The following is a 22,740-nucleotide window of genomic DNA, read 5'->3' as shown; positions in this document are numbered from 1 at the left end:
TCACTTCTTCGCCTCCGGGTCGACGTTGTAGAAGACCGCGCCGGACGTGAACCTGAAGAGCAGTCCCGTCACGGCGAGGATGATGACGAAGAGGACCCACAGCAGCGCGGAGGCGTAGCCGTACCGGCCGAGCGCGAAGTACTGCGCGAACACGTGCATCATGTACAGGTAGTTGGACTGCGGGACGGTCGTGATCCCGCTGGTGTCGCCGAGCGGCGCGAGCAGCAGCGGCATGATGGTCTGCACCGAGGCGATCATCCCGGTGACGGTCTGGAAGAGCAGGACGGGCGACAGCAGCGGGACGGTGATGCTGCGGAACGTCCGCCAGGCGCTCGCCCCGTCGAGTTTCGCGGCCTCGTGGAGTTCACGGGGGACGTCCTGGAGCCCCGCCAGCGAGATGATCATGATGTTCCCGGCGGTCCACAGCACGGTCATGAGCAGGACGTACCGGGCGTACGGGTCGGCGAGCCAGCCCACGGCGTCGATGCCGAAGAACGTCAGCACCCCGTTGGTGGCACCGGAGTTCTGGTCGAACAGTGCCTTGAAGGCGAGCCCCGCGCCGACCGGCGGCACGACCGCCGGCAGATAGATCAGCGTCCGGAACAACCCCCGTGCTCTCAGGGGCCTGTTGAGCAGGACGGCGAGGGCGAGCCCGGCGGCGATGGACAGCGGCACGGACGTCACGGCGAAGAGCCCGGACCGGCCGAGGGCGTCCCAGGTCACCGGATCGCCCATCAGCTCGCGGTAGTTGCCGAGCCCGATGAACCTCCAGTGCGGGGAGATCCCGTCGAACGTGGTGAAGCTGAGCCAGAGCGCGTACCCCATCGGGATCACGGTCAGCAGGACGAAGCCGATGATCCAGGGGGAGGTGAACATGTAGAACGCGCGGTGGCGGCGGGCGACCATGGTGGTGCCGCGCCTGCCGCGAGCGGGCGGCGCCTCGGGCCGTACCGGTTTCGCGGTGATCTGATCGACCGTCATCCCACCTGCTCCTTACCGCGCTTGAGCTGCTCGTTGACGACGTCGTTCAGCTGTCCGGCGAGTCTGTCGACGGAGATCCCGCCGTTCATCGCCGCGGGGGCGACCTGGTTGAAGAGGGCGTCGAACGCGTCGGCCCGCGTGTACGGGGTGAAGGAGACGACCGAGTAATGCTTCAGCTCGTTCTCCTGCACCTTCAACGTCCGCTGCTGGTAAGTCTCTTGATGGGGCATCAGAGAGCGCAGGGACTTGAGGGTCGGGATGCCCCAGCCGCCGGCGGCGCGGTCCTTGGCGGGTTCCTCGCCGAAGAACCATTCGAAGACCCGCCAGGCGGCGTCCTTGTTCTTCGCCTTCTTCGGCATCCACAGACCGGTGCCGCCCTGGCAGGCGCTGATGCGGGGGCCGCCGGCGAAGACGGGGGCGGGGGCGAGCCGGGAGACGGCGGCGAGTTTCGGGTCGGTGCCGATCATGCCGCCGAGCCAGTAGCCGGAGTTGGTCATCGCCATGCGTCCGGCCTGGTAGGTGGGGCCGTCCCAGCCGTTGGGGTCGGGCTGGATGAGGCTGGGGCCGACCTTGGTGCGGCAGTAGTCGATGTACCAGGCGAGCGCCTTGCGGGCCTCGGGGGTGGTGAAGTCGACGCGGGTGAAGTCGTCGCTGAAGAGGCTGCCGCCCGCCGAGGCCGTCATCGTCGCGAGGAGCGTCGAGCGGGTGAGGCCCGCGTAGCTGCCGCCGAAGACGATGGTCTGCCCCTGCTTGCGCCGGACCAGGCGGCGCGCGTCCTCCTGCCACTGCTCGAAGGTGACCGGGTCCGTCTCCGACGGGTAGGCGAGCCCCGCCTTGTCGAAGACGGCGGTGTTGTACCAGTACATGGAGTCCTGGGAGAAGTCCTTCGCCATGCCGTAGCGCGGGCCCTTGCCCTGGGTCCGGCCGTCGAAGCGCCACAGGTCGTTGACCGGGTCGAGGTCGTCGGGCCGCAGCACGGTGGAGCGGGCGAAGTAGGGGTCGAGCACCTCGGCGACGTCCCGCGCCGCGAAGTACGCGGTGTCCACGGCGCCCACACCGCGCACCAGGTCGGGCGGGTTCCCGCTGGTCAGCATGGCGATCAGCTTGGTGACGTCCCACTTGACCAGCTCGATGCCGATGCCGAGTTTCCGCTTGGCCTGCTTGACCTGGTCGGGGGTGATGTCCCCGCCGGAGACCATCATCGTGACGGTCTCTCCCCCGCCGCCGACCGAGCCGGCCACCTGGAGCGCGCAGCCGTTCAGCGCCGCCGCACCGGCCACGGCCCCGCCGGCCGACAGCGCGAGGAACCTGCGGCGACTGGGAGGGGCACCGGCGTGGGAGCGCATGGGGTCTCGCCTTCTTGAGGTGACGGGAGGTGATGGGAAGTGATGGGAGGCGACGGGAAACGGGCATGACAGCGGCTCGCCCGAGTAACGCGTAGCAACCGGTTGCTACGACCGAGTGCGCTGAGCTTCTGCCGCCCGACGGGGCCCGTCAAGGGTTTGCGCACGTTTTCGAAAACTCTGTGCACGTACCCAGTCAACCCCCGGACCCTCCCCAAAACGCCGCCCTCACACCCGGGAAACTCCTCCGACCTGGGCATTCGCCAATCACCCCGAGCCACCGGGACCACCGACGACCAAAGGCCCCGTTCGCCGGATTCACACAATCCACCCACCCATGGAGGAGGCAACCGGTTGTGACAACACACTCCTCGGACCAGCCGCTTCACCACCCCCATCTCCCCACAAAAACCGGACAGAAGGGGGATATGGGCAGCTCAGTTGATCCGTCCCGACTGATTGACCATGGCTCGGCGACAGATTTACGGTAGAAGACGCTTTCAGTAAACGTTTCCCGTACGCATCCTCAGGAGAGTCATGCCCAGTGCCCCGCTGCCCAGGGCCGTGTTCGCCATGGACCCGGTGCACCTCCCCCTGCTGTTCCCGGAGCCGGTGCTGGAGCGGCTGCGCCGGACGGCCGACATCGATCCCGCCCTCGTCGTGCGGGAGTTCACCGATCCGGCCGCCGCCTCCGCGCTGGCCGGCGCCGAGATCCTGATCACCGGCTGGGGCTGTCCGAGCCTCGATCCCGGCGCGCTGGCCGCCGCGCCGAAGCTGCGTGCCGTGCTGCACGCCGCGGGCTCGGTCCGTTCCCTGGTCGGGGACGCCCTGTGGGAACGCGGCGTGAGCGTCTCCAGCGCCGTCACCGCCAACGCCGTACCCGTCGCTGAGTACACGCTCGCGATGATCCTGCTCTGCGGGAAGAACTTCTTCTCCCTGCGCGAGAGTTACCGACGTACGCACGCGCAGCCGACGCCCGCCGAGACCGCGCCGATCGGCAATCTGGGCCGCCGGGTCGGGGTGATCGGGGCGTCGCGGGTGGGACGCCGGCTCCTCGAACTGCTGCGGCCGTTCGACTTCGAGGTGCTGCTGCACGACCCGTACGTCGACAGCGGCGAGGCGGCCCGGCTCGGCGCCCGGCTGATGTCCCTGGAGGAGCTGCTGACGCGCAGCGACATCGTCAGCCTGCACGCGCCGGACATCCCCGAGACCCACCACATGCTGGACCGCGCCCGCCTCTCCCTGATCCCCGACGGCGGTGTCCTGATCAACACCTCCCGGGGCGCGCTGGTCGACCACGCCGCGCTCACGGACGAGGTGGTGGCGGGCCGGCTGAGCGCGGTCCTCGACGTCACCGACCCGGAGCCGCTGCCCGCCGACTCGCCGCTGTACACGCTGCCCAACGTGATCCTCACCCCGCACATCGCGGGCTCCCTCGGTAACGAACTGCGACGGCTCGGCGAGATCGTCGTCTCCGAGGCGGAGCGGCTCACAAAGGGCCTCCCGCTGACGCACGAGGTACGCCGAGCGGACCTCGCCAGAAGCGCCTGACCTGCTCTGACCTGCATGAACAAGAGTTATCCACAGGCCCGCACGGGTGGTCGCGTCCTGGGATACCTTTCCGTCACCGGCTCGGGCGAAGAGGGCGTCCGGGGCTGGTGAACCCCCCATGACCGGAAGGATTCATGACGGTGAGTGAGCGAAAGAAGGGCGTGACACGGTCCAAGCGCCGGGTGACGATAAGGGATGTCGCCAAGGAGGCGGAGGTCTCGGTGGCGACGGTCTCCCGGGTGCTCGGCGTGAGCAACTACCCGGTGGCCGCGGCGACCCGCAGCCGGGTGATGAAGGTCGTCCGCGACCTGGACTACGTGACGAACGCGCATGCGAGATCCCTCGCCGGCGGGGGTACGCCGACGGTGGCGATCCTGATGAACAACATCACGGGAGCCGCGTTCGCCCATGTCGCCAAGGGCGTCGAGGGCGCGGCGACGCTGCGCGGCTGGCTCTCCCTGGTCGGCACCACCGGGGAGGACCCCGAGCGGGAGCTGGCGCTGGTCAACCTGATGCGCCAGCAGGGCGTGGCGGCCGTGGTGCTGCTCGGCGGGGCCTACGACCGCACGGAGTACCAGACGCGGATGAGCCGCTTCGCCCGCTCGCTGGACGCGGCGGGGTCGCATCTGGTCCTGGTCGGCAGACCGCCGCTGGAGGGCGACGTCCCGGCGACGACGGTGGACTACGACAACGAGGCGGGGGCCTACGCGATGGCCAGCCACCTCCTGTCGGCCGGCCACCGCAGAATCCTGGTGCTGCCGGGGGCGGCCGGGCTGACCACCGCCCAGGGCCGGCTGGCGGGCGCCCGCCGGGCGTTCGAGGCGTACGGCGTGCCGTTCGACCCGGGGCTCGTGCGGCGCGGTTCGTACGACTACGAGCACGGGTACGCGGCGGTCCAGCAGGCCCTCGCGCGGACCCCGGGGTTCACGGCGGTCCTCGCGGGGACGGACGTGGTGGCGGCGGGCGCGATGCAGGCGCTCAGATCGGTGGGCCTGAAGGTGCCGGACGACGTGTCGGTGGTGGGGTACGACGACATCCCGCTGGCCTCGCAGCTGACGCCGGGCCTCACGACGGTGCATGTGCCGTACGAGGAGATGGGCCGGGTCGCGCTGCGGGCGGTGGCCGACCGCAGGGCCGCCTCCGGTCTCGCCGGGCCGGAGCGTCCGGCGGAGGCCGAGCATCTGATCCTGGGCACCCATGTCGTCGTCCGCGACTCGGTGCGCCCGCCCCGCACACTGCGCTGACTCCCGCCGCGCACCCCGGAGTTGAAGAGCCGGCACGCCGTCTCCGCCGACCGTAAGCGGTTACCGGATTCCGGGCCGATACGCCCAACATTTTCCCGCACGCCTCTTGATAATGCCGTTCCCGTCGGCCTACGGTCACAGCAACCGGTTACTACCGCTTCTGCTTGAGCCGGACCCGACGCCGCACCTCCCAGCCGTCCGGTCACCTCCCACGGCCAGTACCGAGCCGCCGCTCTCGCCTCGCCGAGACGCCTACTTCCCGAAGGAACACGGTCAGATGAATGCCATCAGCCCCCGCAGAAGGATCGCCCGCGCCGCCGCCGCGGGAATCGCGCTGACAGGTCTGCTCGCCGCATGCGGCGGTTCGGGTGACGACGGGGACTCCTCGGCGTCGGGCCCGGTCACGCTCCCCTACTGGGGCTGGGCGAACGGGCAGGAGGCGGTCGTCAAGGCGTTCAACGCGTCGCACAAGGACGTCCAGCTCAAGTACACGAAGGTCACCGACCAGCTGACGATGCAGAAGCAGCTGACCAACGCGGTGAAGGCGGGCAACGCCCCCTGCCTGGCGCAGAACACCGCCGAATACGTCACGACGTGGGTCTCCCAGGACGCCCTGGCCGACATCTCGCAGTACGTCGAGTCCAGCAAGGACAAGTTCAACGCCGGCTCCTGGGCGAGCGCCCAGGTCCAGGGCAAGTTCTACGGCGTCCCCACCAGCTCCTCGCCGAACTTCACGATCTACCGCGCGGACGTCTTCCAGAAGTACGGCGTCGAGCCGCCCACGACGTGGGACGAGTTCGTCGCGGCCGGCAAGGAGCTGAAGAAGCACGGCGTCAAGATCACCAACTACGCCGGTGAGGACCCCTCGACGCTGGAGGTCCTCGCGATGCAGGCGGGCGCGCACTGGTACGCGATCGACGGCGGCGCCTGGAAGATCGACTTCCAGGACGCGGGCACCCTGAAGGCCGCGAAGGTCATCCAGGACGTCATCGACAACGACCTCAACTCCACGCTCTCCTTCGCGGACTACGCGGCCGTGCAGCGCAACTACGACAACGGCGGCACGGTCACGCGGCAGATCTCGACCTGGCAGATGGCCGGCATGGTGCAGAACTTCACCAAGTCGTTCGGCCAGTGGGCGCTGACGCCCTGGCCGACGTTCGCGGGCGAGGCCGCGAAGACCCCCGCGGGGACGAACCTGACGGGCAGCGTCACGCTGGTCACGAAGGACTGCAAGCACCAGAAGCAGGCCGCCGAGGCCGCGCTGTGGATGTCGACGGACCCGGGCGCGGTCAAGACGCTGGCGAGCCCCGAGACCGGCAACGGCGTGATGCCCGCCCTCGCCGACACCAGCTCCTACATCGACGAGTCGATCTCCCAGAAGCTGCTGGGCACGCACTACGACCCGGCGAAGAAGGTCGTCAGCGACAGCCTGGGCACGGTCACGACGGACTGGACGTTCGGCCCGAACTGGACGGCGATGTTCACCGAGTTGCAGGCGGGCTGGGCCAAGGTGGTCAGCAAGCAGCAGAAGGTCACCGACCTGCTGGCGCACATGCAGAAGTGGACGGTCGACGACCTGAAGTCCCGCGGCATCAGCGTGAAGGGCTGAGGAGCTCTCCGATGATTCGCTCCCAGCGCTGGAAGGGTGCCGCGTTCACGGTGCCCTTCCAGCTCGGCTTCGTCTTCCTGTACCTGATCCCGATCGGGTACGCCGTCTACCAGTCGCTGTTCCGCGTCCAGCAGTCCGGGCTCGGGCTCGGCGGCTCGACGGAGAAGTTCACGGGCCTCGCCAACTACCGCGAGGGGCTCACGGACTCCGCGTTCATGGGCTCCGTACTGCGGGTCGTGCTCTTCGCCTGTGTGCAGATCCCGGTGATGCTGCTGATCAGCCTGGTCCTCGCGCTCCTGCTCGACGCGGCGACCTCGCGGGCCGCGAGCCGCTTCCGCATCCTGCTGCTCGTGCCGTACATGATCCCCGGGGTCGTCGCGGCGCTCGTCTGGATCAACCTCTACAGCCCGGACGTCGGCCCGCTGACCGCGATCGGCGACGCCTTGGGCCTGCACTGGAACTTCTTCGCGCCGTCGATGGTGTGGCCGTCCATCGGCAACCTCCTGACCTGGCACGGCATCGGCTACAACATGGTGATCATCTACTCCGCGCTCCAGGCGGTCCCGCGCGAGCTGTTCGAGGCGGCCCGGCTGGACGGCGCCTCGGAGCTCAGGATCGCCCGCAGCGTCAAGGTGCCGTACATCCGGGGCGCGCTGGTGCTGACCGGGCTGCTGTCCATCATCCAGATGCTCCAGCTCTTCAACGAACCGGCCCTGTTCAGGAACGTCACCCCGCAGACGGTCAACGACAGCTTCACCCCGATCATGATCATCTACAACCAGGCGTTCAACGCCGGCAACTACCACTACGCCGCGACCCTGTCGGTGCTCCTCGCGCTGATCCTCGGTCTCGCCTCCTTCGTCTTCTACCGGCTGACATCGAGGGAGGCCGACTGATGACCCTCACCCAAGACCGCGCGCCGAAGACGGCCGTACGCAGGCTCACCAAGCCCGATCCGCGCGGCAGTTCGCGCGGCGGCCAGCGCTTCCTGCTCGTCGGGCTCGTCCTCGCGAGCGTGTACAGCCTCTTCCCGGTGTGGTGGCTGATCGTGGCGGCCACGAAGGACCGCACGGGCCTGTACCAGTCCAACGGCCTGTGGTTCTCCGGCTGGCACCTCTGGGACAACCTGCACCAGCTGTTCACCTACGAGGACGGCATCTTCCTGCGCTGGACCGCCAACTCCCTGCTCTACGCGGGCGTCGGCTCCCTCGGCGGCACCCTGATCGCCCTCGCCACCGGGTACGGCCTCGCGCGCTTCGACTTCCCCGGCCGGGGTCTGGTCTTCGCGTCGGTGGTCGGCTCGTTCCTCATCCCGATCGCCCTGCTGACGCTCCCGCTGTACCTGCTGTTCTCCGAGATCGGCATGGTCGACACGCCCTGGGCGATGCTCGTGCCCTGTCTGATCAACCCGTTCAGCGTGTATCTCGCGAAGGTCTACACCGAGTCGACGATCCCCTACGAGCTCCTGGAGGCGGCCCGCCTCGACGGCGCGGGCGAGCTGCGGATCTTCTTCTCGATCGTGCTGCGCATGATGACGACCGGCGGGGCGACGGTGTTCCTGCTGGCCTTCGTCAACACCTGGAACTCCTTCTTCCTGCCGCTGACGGTGCTGCGCGGCGAGAACAACTGGACGCTGAACATCGGCCTCTACAACTGGTCCGGCAAACGCCTGGAGTCGGGCGTCGACCTGACGAGCCTGGTGCTGACGGGCGCGCTGCTGTCGATCGTCCCGATGGCGGTCATGATGGTCGCGATGCGCCGCTACTGGCGTTCGGGCGTCACCCTGGGAGCCCTCAAGTGACGGTCCTGCGCAACCCGGTGATCCGCGGCTTCGCCCCCGACCCCTCGCTGGTGCGCGCGGGTGACTGGTACTACGTGGCGACGAGTTCGTTCGAGTGGTTCCCGACGATCCCGATCCACCGTTCCCGCGACCTCGCGCACTGGGAGCACGCCGGCCATGTCGAGGGCGCCGTCCCGGGCGGCTCCCTCGCCGGGGTGCCCGACTCGGCCGGCATCTGGGCGCCGTCGCTGAGCTGGGACGGCGAGTCGTTCTGGATGGTGTACGCGATCGTCCGCTCGGTCGGCACGCCGTACTTCGACCTGGACACGTACGTCACCACCGCGCCCGGCGTCGCCGGCCCCTGGTCGGAGCCGCGCCGGGTGGCGAGTCACGGCTTCGACCCCGCCCTCTTCCACGAGGACGGGCGGCTGTGGCTGCTCAACCTCCAGAACGACCACCGCCCCGCCGGGAACCGCTTCTCGGGGATCACGGCGACGGAACTGGACCGGGTGACGCTGAAGCCCCTCGGCGACACGCACCTGCTGCTCCAGCGTGAACGGCACGAACGGCTCGTCGAGGGGCCCAAGCTGCTGAAGCGCGACGGCTGGTACCACCTGGTACTGGCCGAGGGCGGCACGGGTTTCGAGCACGGCGTCCTGACCGCCCGCAGCCGCGCCCTCACCGGCCCGTACGAGGTGGCCGACCGCCCCCTGCTGACCTCCCGGGACGACCCCTCGCTGCCGCTCCAGAAGGCGGGGCACGCGGAGCTGGTGGAGACGGCAGGCGGCGAGTGGTTCCTCAGCCACCTGGTGGGCCGGCCGGTCCACACCCCTCAGGGCCCGCGCTGCACGCTGGGCCGGGAGACGGCCGTCCAGGCGGTGGAGTGGGACGAGGAGGGGTGGCCCCGGCTGAGGGGCGGGGGGTGGCATCCGGCGCGGGAGGTCACCGTACCGACGGCCGGGACGTCCGGCCGTGCGGCGGAGGGCGTGCCCACGGCCGGGCCGCTGTCCGAAACGTTTCCGCACACAGGAGACCAGCCCCCGGACCCGGCGCCGCCCTCCCTGGGCTGGCCCTGGAGCACCCTCCGTGAACCCCCCTCACCCAGCTGGGCCGACACCGCCTCCCGCCCCGGCTGGATCAGGCTCCGCGGCCGTCAGGGACCGGAGTCCCGCTGGTCCCAGAGCCTGCTGGCCCAGCGCCTCACCGAGCACCACGCCGTCGCCCAGGTCACCGTCGAGGCCCACCCCACGACGTTCACCCAGGCCGCCGGCCTGATCCTGCGCTACGACGCGGAGGCGTACCTCAGCCTCGACCTCACCTGGCGGGAGCCCCCGGGCGAGAGGCAGCGCGGCCAGCAGTGGCGCGGCGGGGGCCGCACGGTCCTCAGCCTGATCGACCGGGACGAGACGGGGACGCGCGAGGTCGCGGTGGTGGACGTCGACACGCGCGGGCCGCTCACGCTCGGCGTCTCGGTCGAGGGTGCCGAGGCCCGTTTCTGGCACCTCAGCGAGGACGGGTACACGCCGGTCGGCCCGCCGCTCGACATGGGCCGGCTCTCCGACGACCACGGCGGGAGACTGCGCTTCACGGGCACCCTCGCGGGCATTCACGCCCGCGATCTCGTCGACGCCTCGTTCACGGCGGACTTCCGGGACTTCCGTCTGGAGTGCGAGGAGTCGCCGCACGAATCACGCTGAATCACCGCAGAGTTCCCCCCGGTTGTTCGGGGTTTCGAAAGTTCACGTCCGCGATTCCGGCCAGGCGAACCCGTGACTCCCGGTGTCTTCCCGTCACGCTGTGGCGCCTTTAGGATAGCAAGCGCTTTCTGTCGGCCGGGGGCACGAAAACGGCCGAAACAGCGCTGGTCGAGCTTTCGCTGGCCCAACGGCGGGCCGGAGAGGTGGGTTCCCTATGGTCCGCACGGCGAGTCCGAACGTGACGGCCGGACCGACGCTGGCGGTCGTGGCGCGCGAGGCGGGGGTGTCGGTGCCGACGGCCTCCAAGGTCGTCAACGGCCGGGAGGACGTCGCGCCGGAGACCCGGCGCCGGGTAACCGAGGCGCTGGACCGGCTGGGGTACGTCCGCAGGCCGCGGTTCGACGCGTCGAAGCCGCCCCGGCTCGTCGACCTGGTCGTGCACTCGCTGGACAGCTCCTGGTCCGGCGCGGTGCTGCACGGCGTCGAACAGGCCGCGCACGAGGCCGGGTTGGACGTCGTCGTCTCGGCCGGCCTCGGCCGCTCCGCCCGCGGGGACCGGCCGCAACGCGGCTGGCTGGACAAGCTCACCACCCGCGGTTCGGCCGGAGTCCTGTTCAACCTGGCCGAGTTGACGGACTCGCAGTACGCGTGGCTCGAACAGCACCGCATCCCGTACGTGATGATCGACCCGGCGCACGAACCGCCGCCCGGCGCGGTCTCGGTGGGCGCGGCGAACTGGCAGGGCGGGGTGAGCGCGACGGAACACCTGCTGGCGCTCGGGCACGAGCGGATCGCCGTCGTCGCCGGGCGCAGACGCAAGCAGTGCAGCAACGCGCGGGTGGCGGGCTACCGTTCGGCGCTGGCGGCGGCGGGGCTGCCGCAGCGGCCCGAGTACATCCGCTACGGCTCCTTCGAGGAGGCCACCGCGCGGCAGCGGATGCGCGAACTGCTCGATCTGCCGGAGCCGCCGACCGCCGTCTTCGTCTGCTCCGACCACATGGCCCTCGGGGTCTACGAGGCCCTGTCCCAGGCGGGGTTGAGAGTCCCGGACGACATCAGCGTCGTCGGCTTCGACGACCTCCCCGAGTCCCGCTGGGCCAGCCCCGGCCTCACGACCGTACGCCAGCCGCTCGGCGAGATGGCCGCGACCGCACTGCGCCTGCTGGTGCGGATGATGGACGGCGAACACCCGGAGGGGACGCGTACGGAGCTGTCGACGCGGCTCGTCGTACGGGCGAGCACGGCCGCGCCACGGGTCGGCGCCCGCGTCTGACGAACCGTCAGGAGACCTGCGCGGCCCAGGAGATGCCGCCGCGCAGGTGTTCCCGGAACGCGGGGTCGTCGTACGCCTCCTCCGCGTGGCCGAGGGCCGTGTAGAAGACGCGGCCCGCTCCCTGGTCGCGGGTCCAGGCCAGGGGGTGGTCCGCGCCCATGCCGCCGCCCTCGTAGGAGGACTCGTCGGCGGTGAGCAACACCCTTACGGAACCCCGGGGGTTGGTGCGGAAGTCGTACCACTCGTCGGTGAACTCCCAGATCTTCGGGAGGTGTTGCGTGGCGGGGTGCTGCGTGTCCTCGACGAGGGCCTTGCCGGGCTGGTAGGCGGGGTGGCGGTCGAAGCGGGCGCCGAGGAGGTCGCCGTAGTGGGGCCAGTCGTACTCGGTGGTGGACGCGGCGTGGACGCCGGCGAAGCCGCCGCCCGACTCGACGTACTCCGCGAACCGCTCGCGGCCCTTCGGGGTGAGGACCTCGCCGCTCGTGGAGAGGAAGACGACCGCCGCGTACCGCCCGAGCGGGGACTCCAGGGCCGCCGGGTCCTCGGTGTGGTCGACCGTCCACTCCCCCATGATCCTGCGCAGGGCGTCCGCCGCGTACGGGATGGAGTCGTGGCGGTAGCCGGTGGTGCGGCTGTAGACGAGCAGACATGGGGCCATGGCACGACCCTATGCCGACGGGCGGGCCGGGCAGGTGTTCTCCCGGCGAGCGAAAATTTCGTGGTAACCGGTTGCTGAAAAAACGGGTGCCGCGCACCCGACGGGCGGGCTAGTGTCCCGCGCTGATGATGCACGAGAACGAGATCCGGACCGACGCCGCTCTGGTACGACGGCTGCTCGCCGGCCAGTTCCCCGCGTGGGCGGGGCTGCCGGTGGCCGAGGTGCGGTCGGCGGCGACCAACAACGCGATCTACCGACTGGGCGACGACCTGGTCGTCCGGCTGCCGATCGTCGAGGACGCCGTCGAGCAGGCCGAGTTCGAGGGGACGTGGCTGCCGAGGCTGGCGTCCGCGCTGCCCGTGCCGGTGCCGGAACCGGTCGCGCTCGGGCGGCCCGCCGAGGGGTACCCGTTCCCCTGGTCGGTGTGCCGGTGGATCGAGGGGACGCATCCGACGGGGGCCGAAGGAGCGGGTTTCGCACGGGAGTTGGGCGAGTTCGTGGCCGCGCTGCGCCGGGCCGACCCGACCGGGGCGCCGACCGGGTACCGGGGTGTGCCGCTGCGGGCCCGGGACGCGTCCACGCGTGCCTGGATCGGCACGGCCGCGCACGACATCGACGTCCCCGCCGCGCTCGCGGCCTGGGAGCACGCCCTCGCGCAGCCCGAGTGGGACGGGCCGCCGGTGTGGGTGCACTGCGATCTCATCCCCGGCAACGTCCTGGTCTCCGGGGGCGGGCTGGGCGCGGTCATCGACTTCGGGGCGTCGGGGACCGGCGATCCGGCCTGCGACGCGATACCGGCGTGGGCGCTGCTGGACCCGGCGCACCGGGCGGCGTTCCGGGAGGCCGCCGGGTTCGACGACGCGGCCTGGGCGCGGGGGCGCGGGTGGGCACTGACGTTCGTGAGCGGCATCGACTACTACCGGACGACCAATCCGGCCATGTCCGAGCTGGGCCTGCGCGCGGTGGAGGCCGTCCTCGCCGACTTCCGGTAGGTCCTTTCCGTCCCACAGGTCCTGAGGTGAACGTGTTGCGCGTAGGCTCGTACAGGATGAACACGATTCCCGCACGGCTCGACCATCTCGTGCTCGCGACGCCCGAACTGGCCGCGACCATCGACGACTTCGCCCGGCGGACCGGGGTCGTGCCCGCTCCGGGCGGGGTGCATGTCGGGCTCGGTACCCGCAACCATCTGGTCGGCCTCGGCGGCCGGGCCTACCTGGAGATCATCGGCCCCGATCCGGAACAGGGCGGCGCGCCGCCGTTCGGCATCGACTGGCTGACCGAGCCGCGCACGCTGTCCTGGGCGATCGAACCGCCCGACATCGACCTGACGGTCGAGACGGCGCGGGCGCGCGGCTACGACCCCGGCGACGTGCGGCCGATGAGCCGTCGCCGGCCCGACGGGACGCTGCTCGCGTGGCGGCTCACCGACGGCGCCGCCGACTCCTCGGGGCTCGTGCCGTTCCTCATCGACTGGGGTTCCTCGCCGCATCCGAGCGACGGTCTGCCGGTCACGCCGCTGCTGGCGCTGTCCGCGACGGTGCCGGAGCCGTCGGCGATCCGGCCGGCGCTCGCCGCGCTCGATGTCGAACTGACGGTGTCCGAAGGGCCGTTGAGGATCTCGTTCACACTCGACACGCCCAACGGGGCGGTCACGTTCGACTGATGGGGCGGTCGCGTCCGGACGACGGGATGGCCGCGGTTCGGCCGAGGAGGCGGTCGCGGTTCGGCCGACGAGGGGGCGCCTTTCGCCGACGGGCCGGTCGTCTTCGGCGGACGGGCCGGCCCGCCTCCGACTGACGATGCGTCAAGCCGCCCTGATCAGGCGGAGTTGGCCGATCTCCGCGACATTCTTCATGAGTTCGGCGTTCACCCAGGCGAGTTGGTGGGCGACGGTGAGGCCGGCGTCCGCGGGCCAGGGGTGGGCGGAGGGGTGGTCCAGGTCGGCCTCCGTGAGGGCGGCCACGGCCGACGTCCACTCCTCGTGCAGGCCGCGCAGCCAGGCGACGGCGTCGTCCGGGCCCGGCCAGTGGACGTCCTCGCGGGCTCGGGGGGTGTGGGCGCGGAGGTGGTCCGTCGCCGTGCCGAGCCACCAGCCGAGGTGCCAGGTCAGCCAGGCGACCGTCGGGACCGGTACCGGGTCGGGTTCGGTGTCGGCCCAGTCCGGGGTCCAGCCGCCGGCGCCGTCCGGGTGGAGGGTCCAGCAGGTGGGGGCAGGTTCCCAGAGGTGGTCGGCCGGTGCCAGGCGGTCCAGGTGGTACGTGAAGAGGGACCAGGCGAGGTCGGTCTGCCAGCGGAGGAGGTCGAGGCGTGCGGGGGTGGTCATCGGGACACCCTCGTGGCGGGGGCGCGGTTGTGCAAACGGTTTCCGGGGACGTCTGTGTCCTTGAAGACGGGGTTCCTTGAGGCCGGGGTTTCCTTGAAGGCCGGGGTTTCCTTGAAGACCGGACGTCCGTTTTCTTCAAGACCGGGGGTACGCCCCCTCCCTACGGTGTCCCCATGACTCCACGATTCGACGCCATCGGTCTCCTCGTCCACGACATGGCGGCCTCCGTCGCCTTCTACCGCCGCCTCGGGTTCGCCTTCCCGGAAGGGGCCGAGCGGGAGGGGCACACCGAGGCCGCCCTCCCCGGCGGACTGCGCCTCATGCTCGACTCCGAGGAGACCGTACGGTCCTTCCTCCCCGGCTTCGAGACACCCGGCCCCGGCGGACGCGCCTCGCTGGCGCTGCTGTGCGACGGCCCCGGTGAAGTGGACGCCGTGTACGAGGAGTTGACGGCGGCCGGGTACCACGGCGAGGCGAAGCCGTGGGACGCGGTGTGGGGCCAGCGGTACGCGGTGGTGCACGATCCGGACGGCAACGGGGTGGATCTGTTCGCCCCGCTGAACCGGCCCTAGCGGAACCGGTCCCGATCCAGCCGCCCCCGACCGAACCGGCCCTTGTCGAGCCGGTCCCTGCCGAGCCAGCCCCTGCCGAGCCAGCCCAGACCGAACCGGTCCCGACCGAACCGCCCCCCGCCGAGCCAGCCCCTGCCGAACCGGTCCCGACCGAACCGCCCCCGCCGAACCGACCCCGACCAAGCCGGCCCCCGTCGAGCCGCCCCCCATCCCCCAGACCCCGCCGACCCCACCCAGCCCGAACCCCCCTCAACCCACCAACCTCCCCGGCGTCACCCCCGTCAGCTCCCGCACCTCCCGCGACAGATGCGCCTGATCCGCATACCCCGCCCGCACGGCCGTCTCCACCGCCGGCACCCCCCGCCGAAGCAACCCCAAGGCCCGCTGCAACCGCAGAATCCGGGCCAGCGTCTTCGGCCCGTACCCGAACGCCTTCAGCGACCACCGATGCAACTGCCGCGCCCCCACCCCCAGTTCGTCCGCGACCTCCGAGACCGAGCGCCCCGCGTCCAGCCCGGCGACCACCCGCGCCAGCAACGGATCGGGCGCCACGGCCCGTTCGAGCGCCAGCTCCTCCAGCCCCGTCACCACATCCACCGCCGACTCCACCCGCGCCGCGAGCCGACGCACCTCCGACGCCGGCCACAGATCGGCCAACTCGACCCGAAGGTCTCGGAGTTCACACGCCGGGACCCCGAGCAGTGCCGGCGCCGTACCGGGAAAGAAGCGAACGCCCGCCCAGAAGACCCCCGGCCCCGAGGGGACGTACGCCCGGGTGTCGGGCCCCGCGACCAGCAGCCGCCCTTCGCTCCACAGCAGATCCATGCACCCGTCGGGCAGCACGGCACCCCACGACGGCGAGACGCCGAGCGACGGCGAGCCACCCGGCAAGGACGCGCCACTCGGCGAGGACCCCGCACCCGACAAGGACGCGCCACCCGATGAGAACCCCGCACCCGACAAGGACGCGCCACCCGGCGACGGCGAGCCACCCCACAACGGCGAATCACCCGACGACGGCGAGACCCCCGACCGCGGCGAGCCCCCCGGCGCCGGCGCCCCCGGCCCGTTCGTCCACACCACCGCCCCGGTCAGCCGAGACGCCCGCTCCTCGTACACATCCCCACGCTACGCCCGCCCCCGATGCTCTTGCGGACTCACCCCGTACACCCTCTTGAACGCGCTGGAGAGGGTGAACGGGCTGCCGTAACCGACGCGGCGGGCGATCGCCCCGATCGTGTCCTCGGTGTCCCGCAGCAGATCCGCGGCGAGGGCGAGACGCCAGTTCGTGAGGTACGTCATCGGGGGTTCGCCGACCAGCTCCGTGAACCGGCGGACGAGGGCCGCCCGCGAGACGCCCGCCTTCACCGCGAGCGCGTTGAGGGTCCAGGGGTGGGCGGGATCGTCCTGGAGGAGGCGCAGGACCCGGCCGACGACGGGGTCGGCGAGTGCCTTGTACCAGGTGGGCGCGGCGGCCTCGGGCCGGGAGAACCAGGTGCGCAGCGCGGAGATGACGATGAGGTCGAGGAGCCGGTCGAGGACGACCTCCTGACCGGGTTCGTCCCGGACGATCTCCTCCATGAGGACCGGCGTGAGGGGGTTCGGCCACTCCTCGGCGGTGAGGGAGAGCAAGGGTGGCAACGCGTCCAGCAACCGGTTGCTGATCTCGCCGTGCAGCAGGTACGTGCCGATCAGGAAGACGGTCGAGCCGTCGAGCCGGTCGCCCCAGCTGCGCACCCCGAGGTCCATGGAGCCGTTGAGGGGCCGCCCGTCGGGGCGGGCGCAGGCGCCGCGCGGCAGGATGAGGGCCTGCGGGGGCGTGTCGGGGTCGTCGGCGCAGGTGTACGGGTCGAAGCCGCGGGCGATCGCGAGGTCGCCGGCGCGCAACTGCAACCGCTTGCCGTGATCCGGCACGACCCAGGCGTCCCCGCGGACCAGGAGCATCACCGTGAGCGGCGCCCGGTCCTCGACGCGGATGCTCCACGGCGGGTCGAAGCAGGCGCGGACGAGGAAGGCGCCCCGGGCACGCGGGCCCTCCAGCAGTCCGGCGAGTGGGTCCATACGGCCAGCGTAGACGCGCGCGTATGGGGGTGAGCCGCTCGCGGATGGGCCCCGGCGCCGGGCGCGGCTTGACTGGACGCATGACGAAACGGGACATGACATTGGTGGTGACCGGCGCGACCGGTCGTACGGGTCGCCGGGTGGCGCGGGCCGCCGAGGCGGCGGGGCTGACGGTGCGGCCGGCCTCGCGGGCGCAGGGGTTCTCGTGGGCGGACGCCTCGACCTGGGCGGGGACGCTGCGCGGCGCGGACGCGGTGTATCTGGTGTATCCGCCGGACATCGGCGCGCCGGGCGCGGGGGCGGCGGTGGGTGCGCTGTCTCAGGAAGCGGTTGCGCTCGGTGTGCGGCGGCTCGTGCTGCTGTCGGGGCGCGGGCAGGCGTCGGCGCGGGCGGCGGAGGAGGCGCTCTGCGCGTCGGGCGCGGACTGGACAGTCGTGCGGGCCTCGTGGTTCACGCAGAACCTCAGCGAGGGGCCGCTGGCGGATGGGCTGCGGTTCACCGGTGACCTGGTGTTCCCGGCGCAGGAGGTGACCGAGCCGTTCCTGGACCTCGCGGACGTCGCGGAGGTCGTCGTGCGGACGGTCACCGAGGGCGACCGGTACGTGGGGCGGGCGCTGGACCTGTCGGGGCCGCGTCTGATGACGTTCCGGCAGGCCGTCACCGAGATCGGGCTGGCAGCGAGCCGCGATCTCACCTACACGCCGGTCACCTCGGAGCGGTACGCGCGGGTCCTCGCGGAGTTCGGGATGCCGGCCGAGGAGGTCGCCTTCCTGACCGAGGTGTTCGCCTCCCTCCTGGACGGCCACAACTCGTTCCTGTCGGTGGACGACGTCCACGAGGTCCTGGGCCGCGCCCCGCGCGACTTCGGGGACTGGGCGCGGGAGGCGGCGGCGGAGGGCGCCTGGAAGGTCTGAGGAAACCCGCGGCAACCGCTTGCACAAACGCGCGCGCCGGCGTCGTAGGGAAACCGGCGGGCCCGCCTTCTCCCGGCGCGCGGCCGTCCCCACTCCTCCCGTCACGCGGCGGCGGGCCCCACTCCCTCCCGGCACGCGGCGGCGGGCGCTACTTCTCCCGGCGCTGCTCCCCCTCCGCCTTCGCCACCGTCTTCGCGTGTGTCCGCAGCCGGGCCGTGACGTTCTCGTGGGGGAGGAAGCGGGACCAGCGTTCGGGGAACTCGGAGGGCATGTCGGGGTCGTCGGGGTCCTCGCGGCCCTGCTCGGCGGAGATCCGGGCGACGTACTCGACGACCTCCTCCTTGCGCAGCCGGTCGTTGGCGGCGCGGGCGGCGGCGGTCGCGGCGGCGGGCCAGACCCGGTCGATCGCGGCGTTGACGGCCGCGCCGACGAGCACGGCGAACGCGGACACGCCGATCCACAGCAGGACGGCGACGGCGGCGGCGAGCGAGCCGTAGATCGTGGCGCCCTCGATGGTGTTCTGGAGGTAGATCCGCAGCAGGAAGCTGCCCAGCACCCACATCGCGAGCGCGACGAGCGACCCCGGCACGTCCTCGATCCACGGCGAGCGCACGGGCACCGACACGTGGTACAGCGTGGTCAGGAAGGCGATCGACAGCAGGATCACGACCGGCCAGTACAGCAGCTGCACGAGCGTCGCCGACCAGGGCACGATCCGGACGACCGCGTCGGGCCCGGCGACCATCAGCGGCAGCGCGATCGCCCCGATGACGAGCGCGACGACGAACAGGGCGAACGCGACGAGCCGGGTCTTGACGATGCCGCGCACGCCGTCGAGGCCGTACATGACGGTGATCGTGTCGATGAACACGTTCACCGCGCGGGAGCCCGACCACAGGGCGAACAGGAACCCTATCGAGATGATGTCGGGCCGCCCGCCCTTCATCACGTCGTCGAGGATCGGCTGGGCGAGCTGCTGGACGCCCTTGTCGGACAGGACCGTCCGGGAGGCGTCGAGGAGGTTGATCTCCAGGCTCGTGATGGTGTCGGTGCCGGTCCAGTCGTCGACGTAGCCGAGCAGGCCGATGAGGCTGAGCAGGAGCGGCGGTACGGACAGCAACGTGAAGAAAGCGGCTTCTGCGGCGAGGCCCAGAATCCGGTACTCGACGCACGAGTTGACGGTGTCCTTGAGCAGCAGCCAGGTGGTCCTGCGCATGGAGACGTCCCGGTAGAGGGCACGCGCCCGGTGGAAGCGCCCGGTCGCGCCTTCGGGTTGCTCGGATGACTGACTTGCTGGCTGCACGCCCTAAAGGTATCCGCCGCCGGAGGTCCCACTCATCCCGGTGGTACGGCGTCGGCGCACGTGACGCCGGTGGAGGGGATAGGTTGCGCGCCATGGCAGGTACCACCCACACCGTGACCAATCAGCCTCCTCCCCTTGCCGCGTACGACATGTACGCCACCGACCGGGCCCTGGTGGACGCCGTGGGCCGGCATCTGCCGCCCGACGGACGTGACGACGCCCACGCGGAACTCTCCGAACTCGGGAGGTCGGCCGGTTCCGCACAGGTGCGCGAGTGGGCCGTACAGGCGGACGAGAATCCGCCCCGGCTGCGGACGCACGACCGGTACGGGAACCGGGTCGACGAGGTCGACTTCCACCCGGCGTGGCACCGGCTGCTCGGCAAGGGGGTGGGCGCGGGGCTGGCCGGGGTCCGGTCGCGGCCGGGCGGGGAGGTGCGGCGGGCGGCGGGGTTGCTGGTGTGGGCGCAGGCCGACGGGGGGACGTGCGGTCCGCTGTCGACGACGCACGCGGCGGTGCCGGCGCTGCGTGCGGAGCCTTCGCTCGCCGCCGAGTGGGAGGCGCCGCTGACGTCGGCGCTGTACGAACGGGAGTTGCGGCCCGTCGCCTCGAAGGGGGGCGCCCTGCTGGGGACGGCGTTGACGGAGAAGCAGGGCGGGAGCGACCTCCGGGCGATCACGACCGTTGCGCAACCGCTTGCCGAAACGGACGCGTACGTGCTCACCGGGCACAAGTGGTTCTGTTCGGCGCCGATGTCGGACGGGTTCCTGGTGCTGGCGCGGGCGGCGGAAGGGCTGACCTGCTTCCTGGTGCCGCGGGTGCTGGCGGACGGTTCCCGCAACCGGTTTCTGCTGCAACGTCTCAAGTCCACGCTCGGCAGCCGGTCCGGCGCGACGGCGGAGGTGGAGTTCGACGGGACGTGGGCGCGGCGGGTCGGGGCGGAGGGGCGCGGGGTGCGCACGGTCATGGACGTGGTCGCGGCGACGCGGCTGGACTCCGTGCTGGGGTCGGCGGGGCTGATGCGGCAGGCGGTCGCGCAGGCGGTCCACCACTGCGCGCACCGGGAGGCGTTCGGCGGGAAGCTGGCCGACAAGCCGCTCATGCGGAGCGTCCTCGCGGACCTCGCGCTGGAGTCGGAGGCGGCGACGGCCCTCGGGATGCGGCTGGCGGCGGCCCTCGACGACGGGGGCGAGCAGGAGCGGGCGCTGCTGCGGATCGCGGTGCCGGCCGCCAGGTACTGGGTGACGAAGCGGTGCCCGCCGGTCGTCGTGGAGGCCGCGGAGTGCCTGGGCGGCAACGGGTACGTCGAGGAGTCGGGGATGCCCCGGCTGGTGCGGGAGTCGCCGCTCGGCTCGGTCGGGGCGGGCGCGGGGAACGTCCAGGCGCTGGACGTGCTGCGGGTGCTCCGGCGGGAGCCTGCGGCGCTGGACGCGTACCTCCGGGAGGTGGGGCGGGCGCGGGGCGCCGACCACCGTCTCGACGCGGCGATCAAGGACCTGCTGACCGAACTCGCCGACCACTACGGCGCCGAGGCCCGCGCCCGGCGCCTGGCCGAGCGGTTCGCCCTGGTCCTCCAGGGGGCGCTGCTGGTCCGTTTCGCCCCGCCGGAGGTCGCCGACGCGTTCTGCGCGTCCCGGCTCGGCGGGGACGCGGGGGCGACGTTCGGGGGGCTGCCGCACACACTGGACCTGGAGGCGATCGTGGAGAGGGCCCGCGCCGTGTGAGGGGCGGGGGTTGTGGAAGCGGTTGCACAACCCCGCGAAGCCCCGCCCACGGGGTGGTGCCGCGCCGACACGGCACCACCCGCGCGTCCCCGGTCCTGCGAGACCGGGGCCGCCGCTCTCGTCGGCGTGGCTCAATTTTCAAGCACCGCAGGTACGTTCACCAGGGTTGCAGGGGGTTGCAACGGCCCGGCCGCGCCGACCCGCGTACGCCCGGACGTCCCGTCGGGCGGCAGGATGGACAGCCGGCTGCCATGAACCTTGACAACCGGCGCCCGGCTCTCTTCCCTCTTCACCTCACGCTCCACCCCACGTCGTCTCCGGAGGCACCCGTGGCGAATCCGCCGATGAACGCCGCGCAGAACGCGGCCGTGGACGCCGCCCGTCCGCCCCGCGCCTCCGACCCGCCGCGCGCCTCCAGCCCGGGCCGCCGAGTCCACCAGGTCCCGCGCAAGGTGATCGAGCAGTCCTGGACCCGGGTCCTGCGGCGCGGCGTGAACCCCGACCACGAGTTCGGCCCCGGCCTGCTCGGCCCGGACGAGGTCCGCAGACGGCGCGCGGAGTCGCCGCTCAGGGAGGTCGTCCCGGTGCTGCGGGCGGGGCTGCTGCCGGCCGCCGACGACGCCCGGCACATCATGATCGTCGCCGACCAGGAGGGCCGGGTGCTGTGGCGGGAGGGCTGCTCCCCGGTGCTGCGCAGGGCCGACGAGGTGGGCCTCGCCCTCGGCGCCGACCTCAGCGAGGAGGTCGCCGGGACGAACGGCATCGGCACCCCGGCGGTCCTGCGCCGGCCGGTACAGGTGTTCGCCGCCGAGCACTTCGTCCGCTCGCTGACGAACCTGACCTGCGCGGGCGCCCCCATCACGGACCCGAGGGACGGCCGGCTCCTCGGGGTGGTCGACGTGAGCGGCCCGCACGAGTCGCTGCACCCGGCGACGCTCGCCTGGGTGGAGTCGGTGGCGAAGCTCGCGGAGGCGCGGCTGCGGGAGACGCACCTCGGTTCGCTCCAGCGGCTGCGCGCGGTGGCCGCGCCGGTGCTGGCGCGGCTCGGCGGGCGGGCAGCGGTCGTGGACCGGGACGGGTGGACGGCGGCGGTGACGGGCATGCCGTACGTCCAGCGCATCACGCTGCCCAAGTCGGCCGCGGCGGGCGCCGGTTGGGTGCCGTCGCTCGGGCCGTGCGCCTTGGAGCCGCTGGACGGGGGCTGGTTGGTGCGGGCGGTGGAGCCGGGCGGGGGGCGCTGCGGCGGGGCGCGGATCACCCTGGATCTGTCGCTGGCGCGGCGCTGGTCGGTGACCGTCTCCGGGGGTGTGGGCTCCTGGGCGCAGGAACTCAGCCCGCGGCACGCCGAGTTGCTGTATCTCCTCGCGGTGTGTCCGGCGGGGCGCAGCGCGGCGGAGCTGGCGGAGGAGGTGTTCGGCGATCCGGCGCGGACGGTGACCGTGCGGGCCGAGCTGTCGCGCGTGCGGCGCTATCTCGGGGAGTTCCTGGAGCATCGGCCGTACCGGTTCCGGGAGGACACGGAGGTCGACGTCGTCCTGCCGGACGAGCCGAGGGACCTGCTCCCGCACTCGGCGGCGGCGACGGTGCAACGGGCGCGCGCCTCCTAGCCGTACAGAGAAATGCAGCGGGAAAAGCGCAGAAAGAAAATCGACAGAAAACCCTTGCTCGGCAAGGGAGTCGGCATAGGGATATCCCTCGGAA

Annotated in this window: 20 protein-coding genes; 13 read left to right on the top strand and 7 right to left on the bottom strand. The window is 71.7% G+C overall.

Annotated elements, in window-relative coordinates; genetic code table 11:
• Together ABZX85_RS05750 and ABZX85_RS05745 are read right to left on the bottom strand one after the other, a co-directional pair.
• On the bottom strand, window positions 1-981 hold the full coding sequence (locus ABZX85_RS05750) for a sugar ABC transporter permease (protein ID WP_355862742.1): 981 nt from the start codon (window positions 979-981) through the stop codon (window positions 1-3).
• Window positions 978-2,327: an extracellular solute-binding protein gene (locus ABZX85_RS05745; RefSeq protein WP_355862740.1), complete on the bottom strand. Its 1,350-nt coding sequence runs from the start codon at window positions 2,325-2,327 to the stop codon at window positions 978-980. The genes ABZX85_RS05750 and ABZX85_RS05745 overlap by 4 nt, the downstream gene beginning before the upstream one ends.
• 534 nt (window positions 2,328-2,861) lie before the next feature.
• Here ABZX85_RS05745 and ABZX85_RS05740 point away from each other — a divergent pair.
• The 7 genes from ABZX85_RS05740 to ABZX85_RS05710 all read left to right on the top strand — a co-directional run bounded on the left by ABZX85_RS05740 (window position 2,862) and on the right by ABZX85_RS05710 (window position 11,481).
• Window positions 2,862-3,875 carry a hydroxyacid dehydrogenase gene (locus ABZX85_RS05740; RefSeq protein ID WP_355862738.1) on the top strand — a complete coding sequence of 338 codons (1,014 nt, stop codon included), beginning with the start codon at window positions 2,862-2,864 and terminating at the stop codon, window positions 3,873-3,875.
• 140 nt (window positions 3,876-4,015) lie between these two features.
• On the top strand, window positions 4,016-5,119 hold the full coding sequence (locus ABZX85_RS05735; RefSeq protein WP_355862736.1) for a LacI family DNA-binding transcriptional regulator: 1,104 nt from the start codon (window positions 4,016-4,018) through the stop codon (window positions 5,117-5,119).
• Between the two features lie 277 nt (window positions 5,120-5,396).
• Window positions 5,397-6,731, top strand: coding sequence for an extracellular solute-binding protein (locus ABZX85_RS05730; protein ID WP_355862734.1), 1,335 nt, complete (start codon window positions 5,397-5,399; stop codon window positions 6,729-6,731).
• An 11-nt stretch (window positions 6,732-6,742) separates the two neighbouring features.
• On the top strand, window positions 6,743-7,627 hold the full coding sequence (locus ABZX85_RS05725) for a sugar ABC transporter permease (RefSeq protein WP_355862732.1): 885 nt from the start codon (window positions 6,743-6,745) through the stop codon (window positions 7,625-7,627).
• A complete protein-coding gene (locus ABZX85_RS05720; protein ID WP_355862730.1) occupies window positions 7,627-8,532 on the top strand; it encodes a carbohydrate ABC transporter permease in 906 nt (301 codons plus the stop codon). The genes ABZX85_RS05725 and ABZX85_RS05720 overlap by 1 nt, the downstream gene beginning before the upstream one ends.
• The gene (locus ABZX85_RS05715) at window positions 8,529-10,208 is read left to right on the top strand and encodes a family 43 glycosylhydrolase (RefSeq protein WP_355862728.1); all 1,680 of its coding nucleotides are present in this window, start codon (window positions 8,529-8,531) and stop codon (window positions 10,206-10,208) included. The genes ABZX85_RS05720 and ABZX85_RS05715 overlap by 4 nt, the downstream gene beginning before the upstream one ends.
• A 214-nt stretch (window positions 10,209-10,422) precedes the next feature.
• The gene (locus ABZX85_RS05710; RefSeq protein WP_355862726.1) at window positions 10,423-11,481 is read left to right on the top strand and encodes a LacI family DNA-binding transcriptional regulator; all 1,059 of its coding nucleotides are present in this window, start codon (window positions 10,423-10,425) and stop codon (window positions 11,479-11,481) included.
• A gap of 7 nt (window positions 11,482-11,488) precedes the next feature.
• Here the strand turns inward: ABZX85_RS05710 and ABZX85_RS05705 are convergent, their stop codons facing one another.
• The gene (locus ABZX85_RS05705; RefSeq protein ID WP_355862724.1) at window positions 11,489-12,139 is read right to left on the bottom strand and encodes a ThuA domain-containing protein; all 651 of its coding nucleotides are present in this window, start codon (window positions 12,137-12,139) and stop codon (window positions 11,489-11,491) included.
• Between the two features lie 125 nt (window positions 12,140-12,264).
• On the opposite strand from ABZX85_RS05705, the gene ABZX85_RS05700 reads away from it, so the two are divergent.
• Together ABZX85_RS05700 and ABZX85_RS05695 are read left to right on the top strand one after the other, a co-directional pair.
• Complete coding sequence (locus tag ABZX85_RS05700; RefSeq protein ID WP_355862722.1) at window positions 12,265-13,131, top strand: aminoglycoside phosphotransferase family protein; 867 nt, start codon at window positions 12,265-12,267, stop codon at window positions 13,129-13,131.
• Between the two features lie 56 nt (window positions 13,132-13,187).
• Window positions 13,188-13,805, top strand: a complete 618-nt coding sequence (locus tag ABZX85_RS05695; RefSeq protein ID WP_355862720.1) for a VOC family protein — start codon at window positions 13,188-13,190, stop codon at window positions 13,803-13,805.
• A 141-nt stretch (window positions 13,806-13,946) separates the two neighbouring features.
• Here the strand turns inward: ABZX85_RS05695 and ABZX85_RS05690 are convergent, their stop codons facing one another.
• The gene (locus ABZX85_RS05690) at window positions 13,947-14,465 is read right to left on the bottom strand and encodes a DinB family protein (protein ID WP_355862718.1); all 519 of its coding nucleotides are present in this window, start codon (window positions 14,463-14,465) and stop codon (window positions 13,947-13,949) included.
• 173 nt (window positions 14,466-14,638) lie between these two features.
• Between ABZX85_RS05690 and ABZX85_RS05685 the strand changes: the two genes are divergently transcribed.
• Window positions 14,639-15,037 carry a VOC family protein gene (locus ABZX85_RS05685; protein ID WP_355862716.1) on the top strand — a complete coding sequence of 133 codons (399 nt, stop codon included), beginning with the start codon at window positions 14,639-14,641 and terminating at the stop codon, window positions 15,035-15,037.
• A 249-nt stretch (window positions 15,038-15,286) separates the two neighbouring features.
• Here ABZX85_RS05685 and ABZX85_RS05680 read toward each other — a convergent pair whose 3' ends face one another.
• Window positions 15,287-15,928, bottom strand: a complete 642-nt coding sequence (locus ABZX85_RS05680; RefSeq protein ID WP_355862714.1) for a helix-turn-helix transcriptional regulator — start codon at window positions 15,926-15,928, stop codon at window positions 15,287-15,289.
• 237 nt (window positions 15,929-16,165) lie between these two features.
• Window positions 16,166-17,098, bottom strand: a complete 933-nt coding sequence (locus tag ABZX85_RS05675) for an AraC family transcriptional regulator (RefSeq protein ID WP_355862712.1) — start codon at window positions 17,096-17,098, stop codon at window positions 16,166-16,168.
• A gap of 80 nt (window positions 17,099-17,178) precedes the next feature.
• Here ABZX85_RS05675 and ABZX85_RS05670 point away from each other — a divergent pair, with 80 nt between their 5' ends.
• The gene (locus tag ABZX85_RS05670; protein ID WP_355862710.1) at window positions 17,179-18,012 is read left to right on the top strand and encodes an NAD(P)H-binding protein; all 834 of its coding nucleotides are present in this window, start codon (window positions 17,179-17,181) and stop codon (window positions 18,010-18,012) included.
• A 148-nt stretch (window positions 18,013-18,160) separates the two neighbouring features.
• On the opposite strand, the gene ABZX85_RS05665 is transcribed toward ABZX85_RS05670, so the two are convergent.
• Window positions 18,161-19,315 (bottom strand): YihY/virulence factor BrkB family protein, encoded by a 1,155-nt coding sequence (locus tag ABZX85_RS05665; RefSeq protein ID WP_355862708.1) that lies wholly within the window; start codon window positions 19,313-19,315, stop codon window positions 18,161-18,163.
• Window positions 19,316-19,407: 92 nt separating this feature from the next.
• Between ABZX85_RS05665 and ABZX85_RS05660 the strand changes: the two genes are divergently transcribed.
• Together ABZX85_RS05660 and ABZX85_RS05655 are read left to right on the top strand one after the other, a co-directional pair.
• Window positions 19,408-21,039: an acyl-CoA dehydrogenase family protein gene (locus ABZX85_RS05660; protein WP_355862706.1), complete on the top strand. Its 1,632-nt coding sequence runs from the start codon at window positions 19,408-19,410 to the stop codon at window positions 21,037-21,039.
• A gap of 329 nt (window positions 21,040-21,368) precedes the next feature.
• Complete coding sequence (locus ABZX85_RS05655; RefSeq protein ID WP_355862704.1) at window positions 21,369-22,646, top strand: GAF domain-containing protein; 1,278 nt, start codon at window positions 21,369-21,371, stop codon at window positions 22,644-22,646.
• Window positions 22,647-22,740: the final 94 nt, after the last annotated feature.

The organism is Streptomyces sp. NPDC004539, assembly GCF_040610055.1.
Lineage (GTDB): Bacteria > Actinomycetota > Actinomycetes > Streptomycetales > Streptomycetaceae > Streptomyces.
Note: the sequence above shows the minus strand (reverse complement) of the source record. Positions and strands in the feature narration are given on the sequence as shown.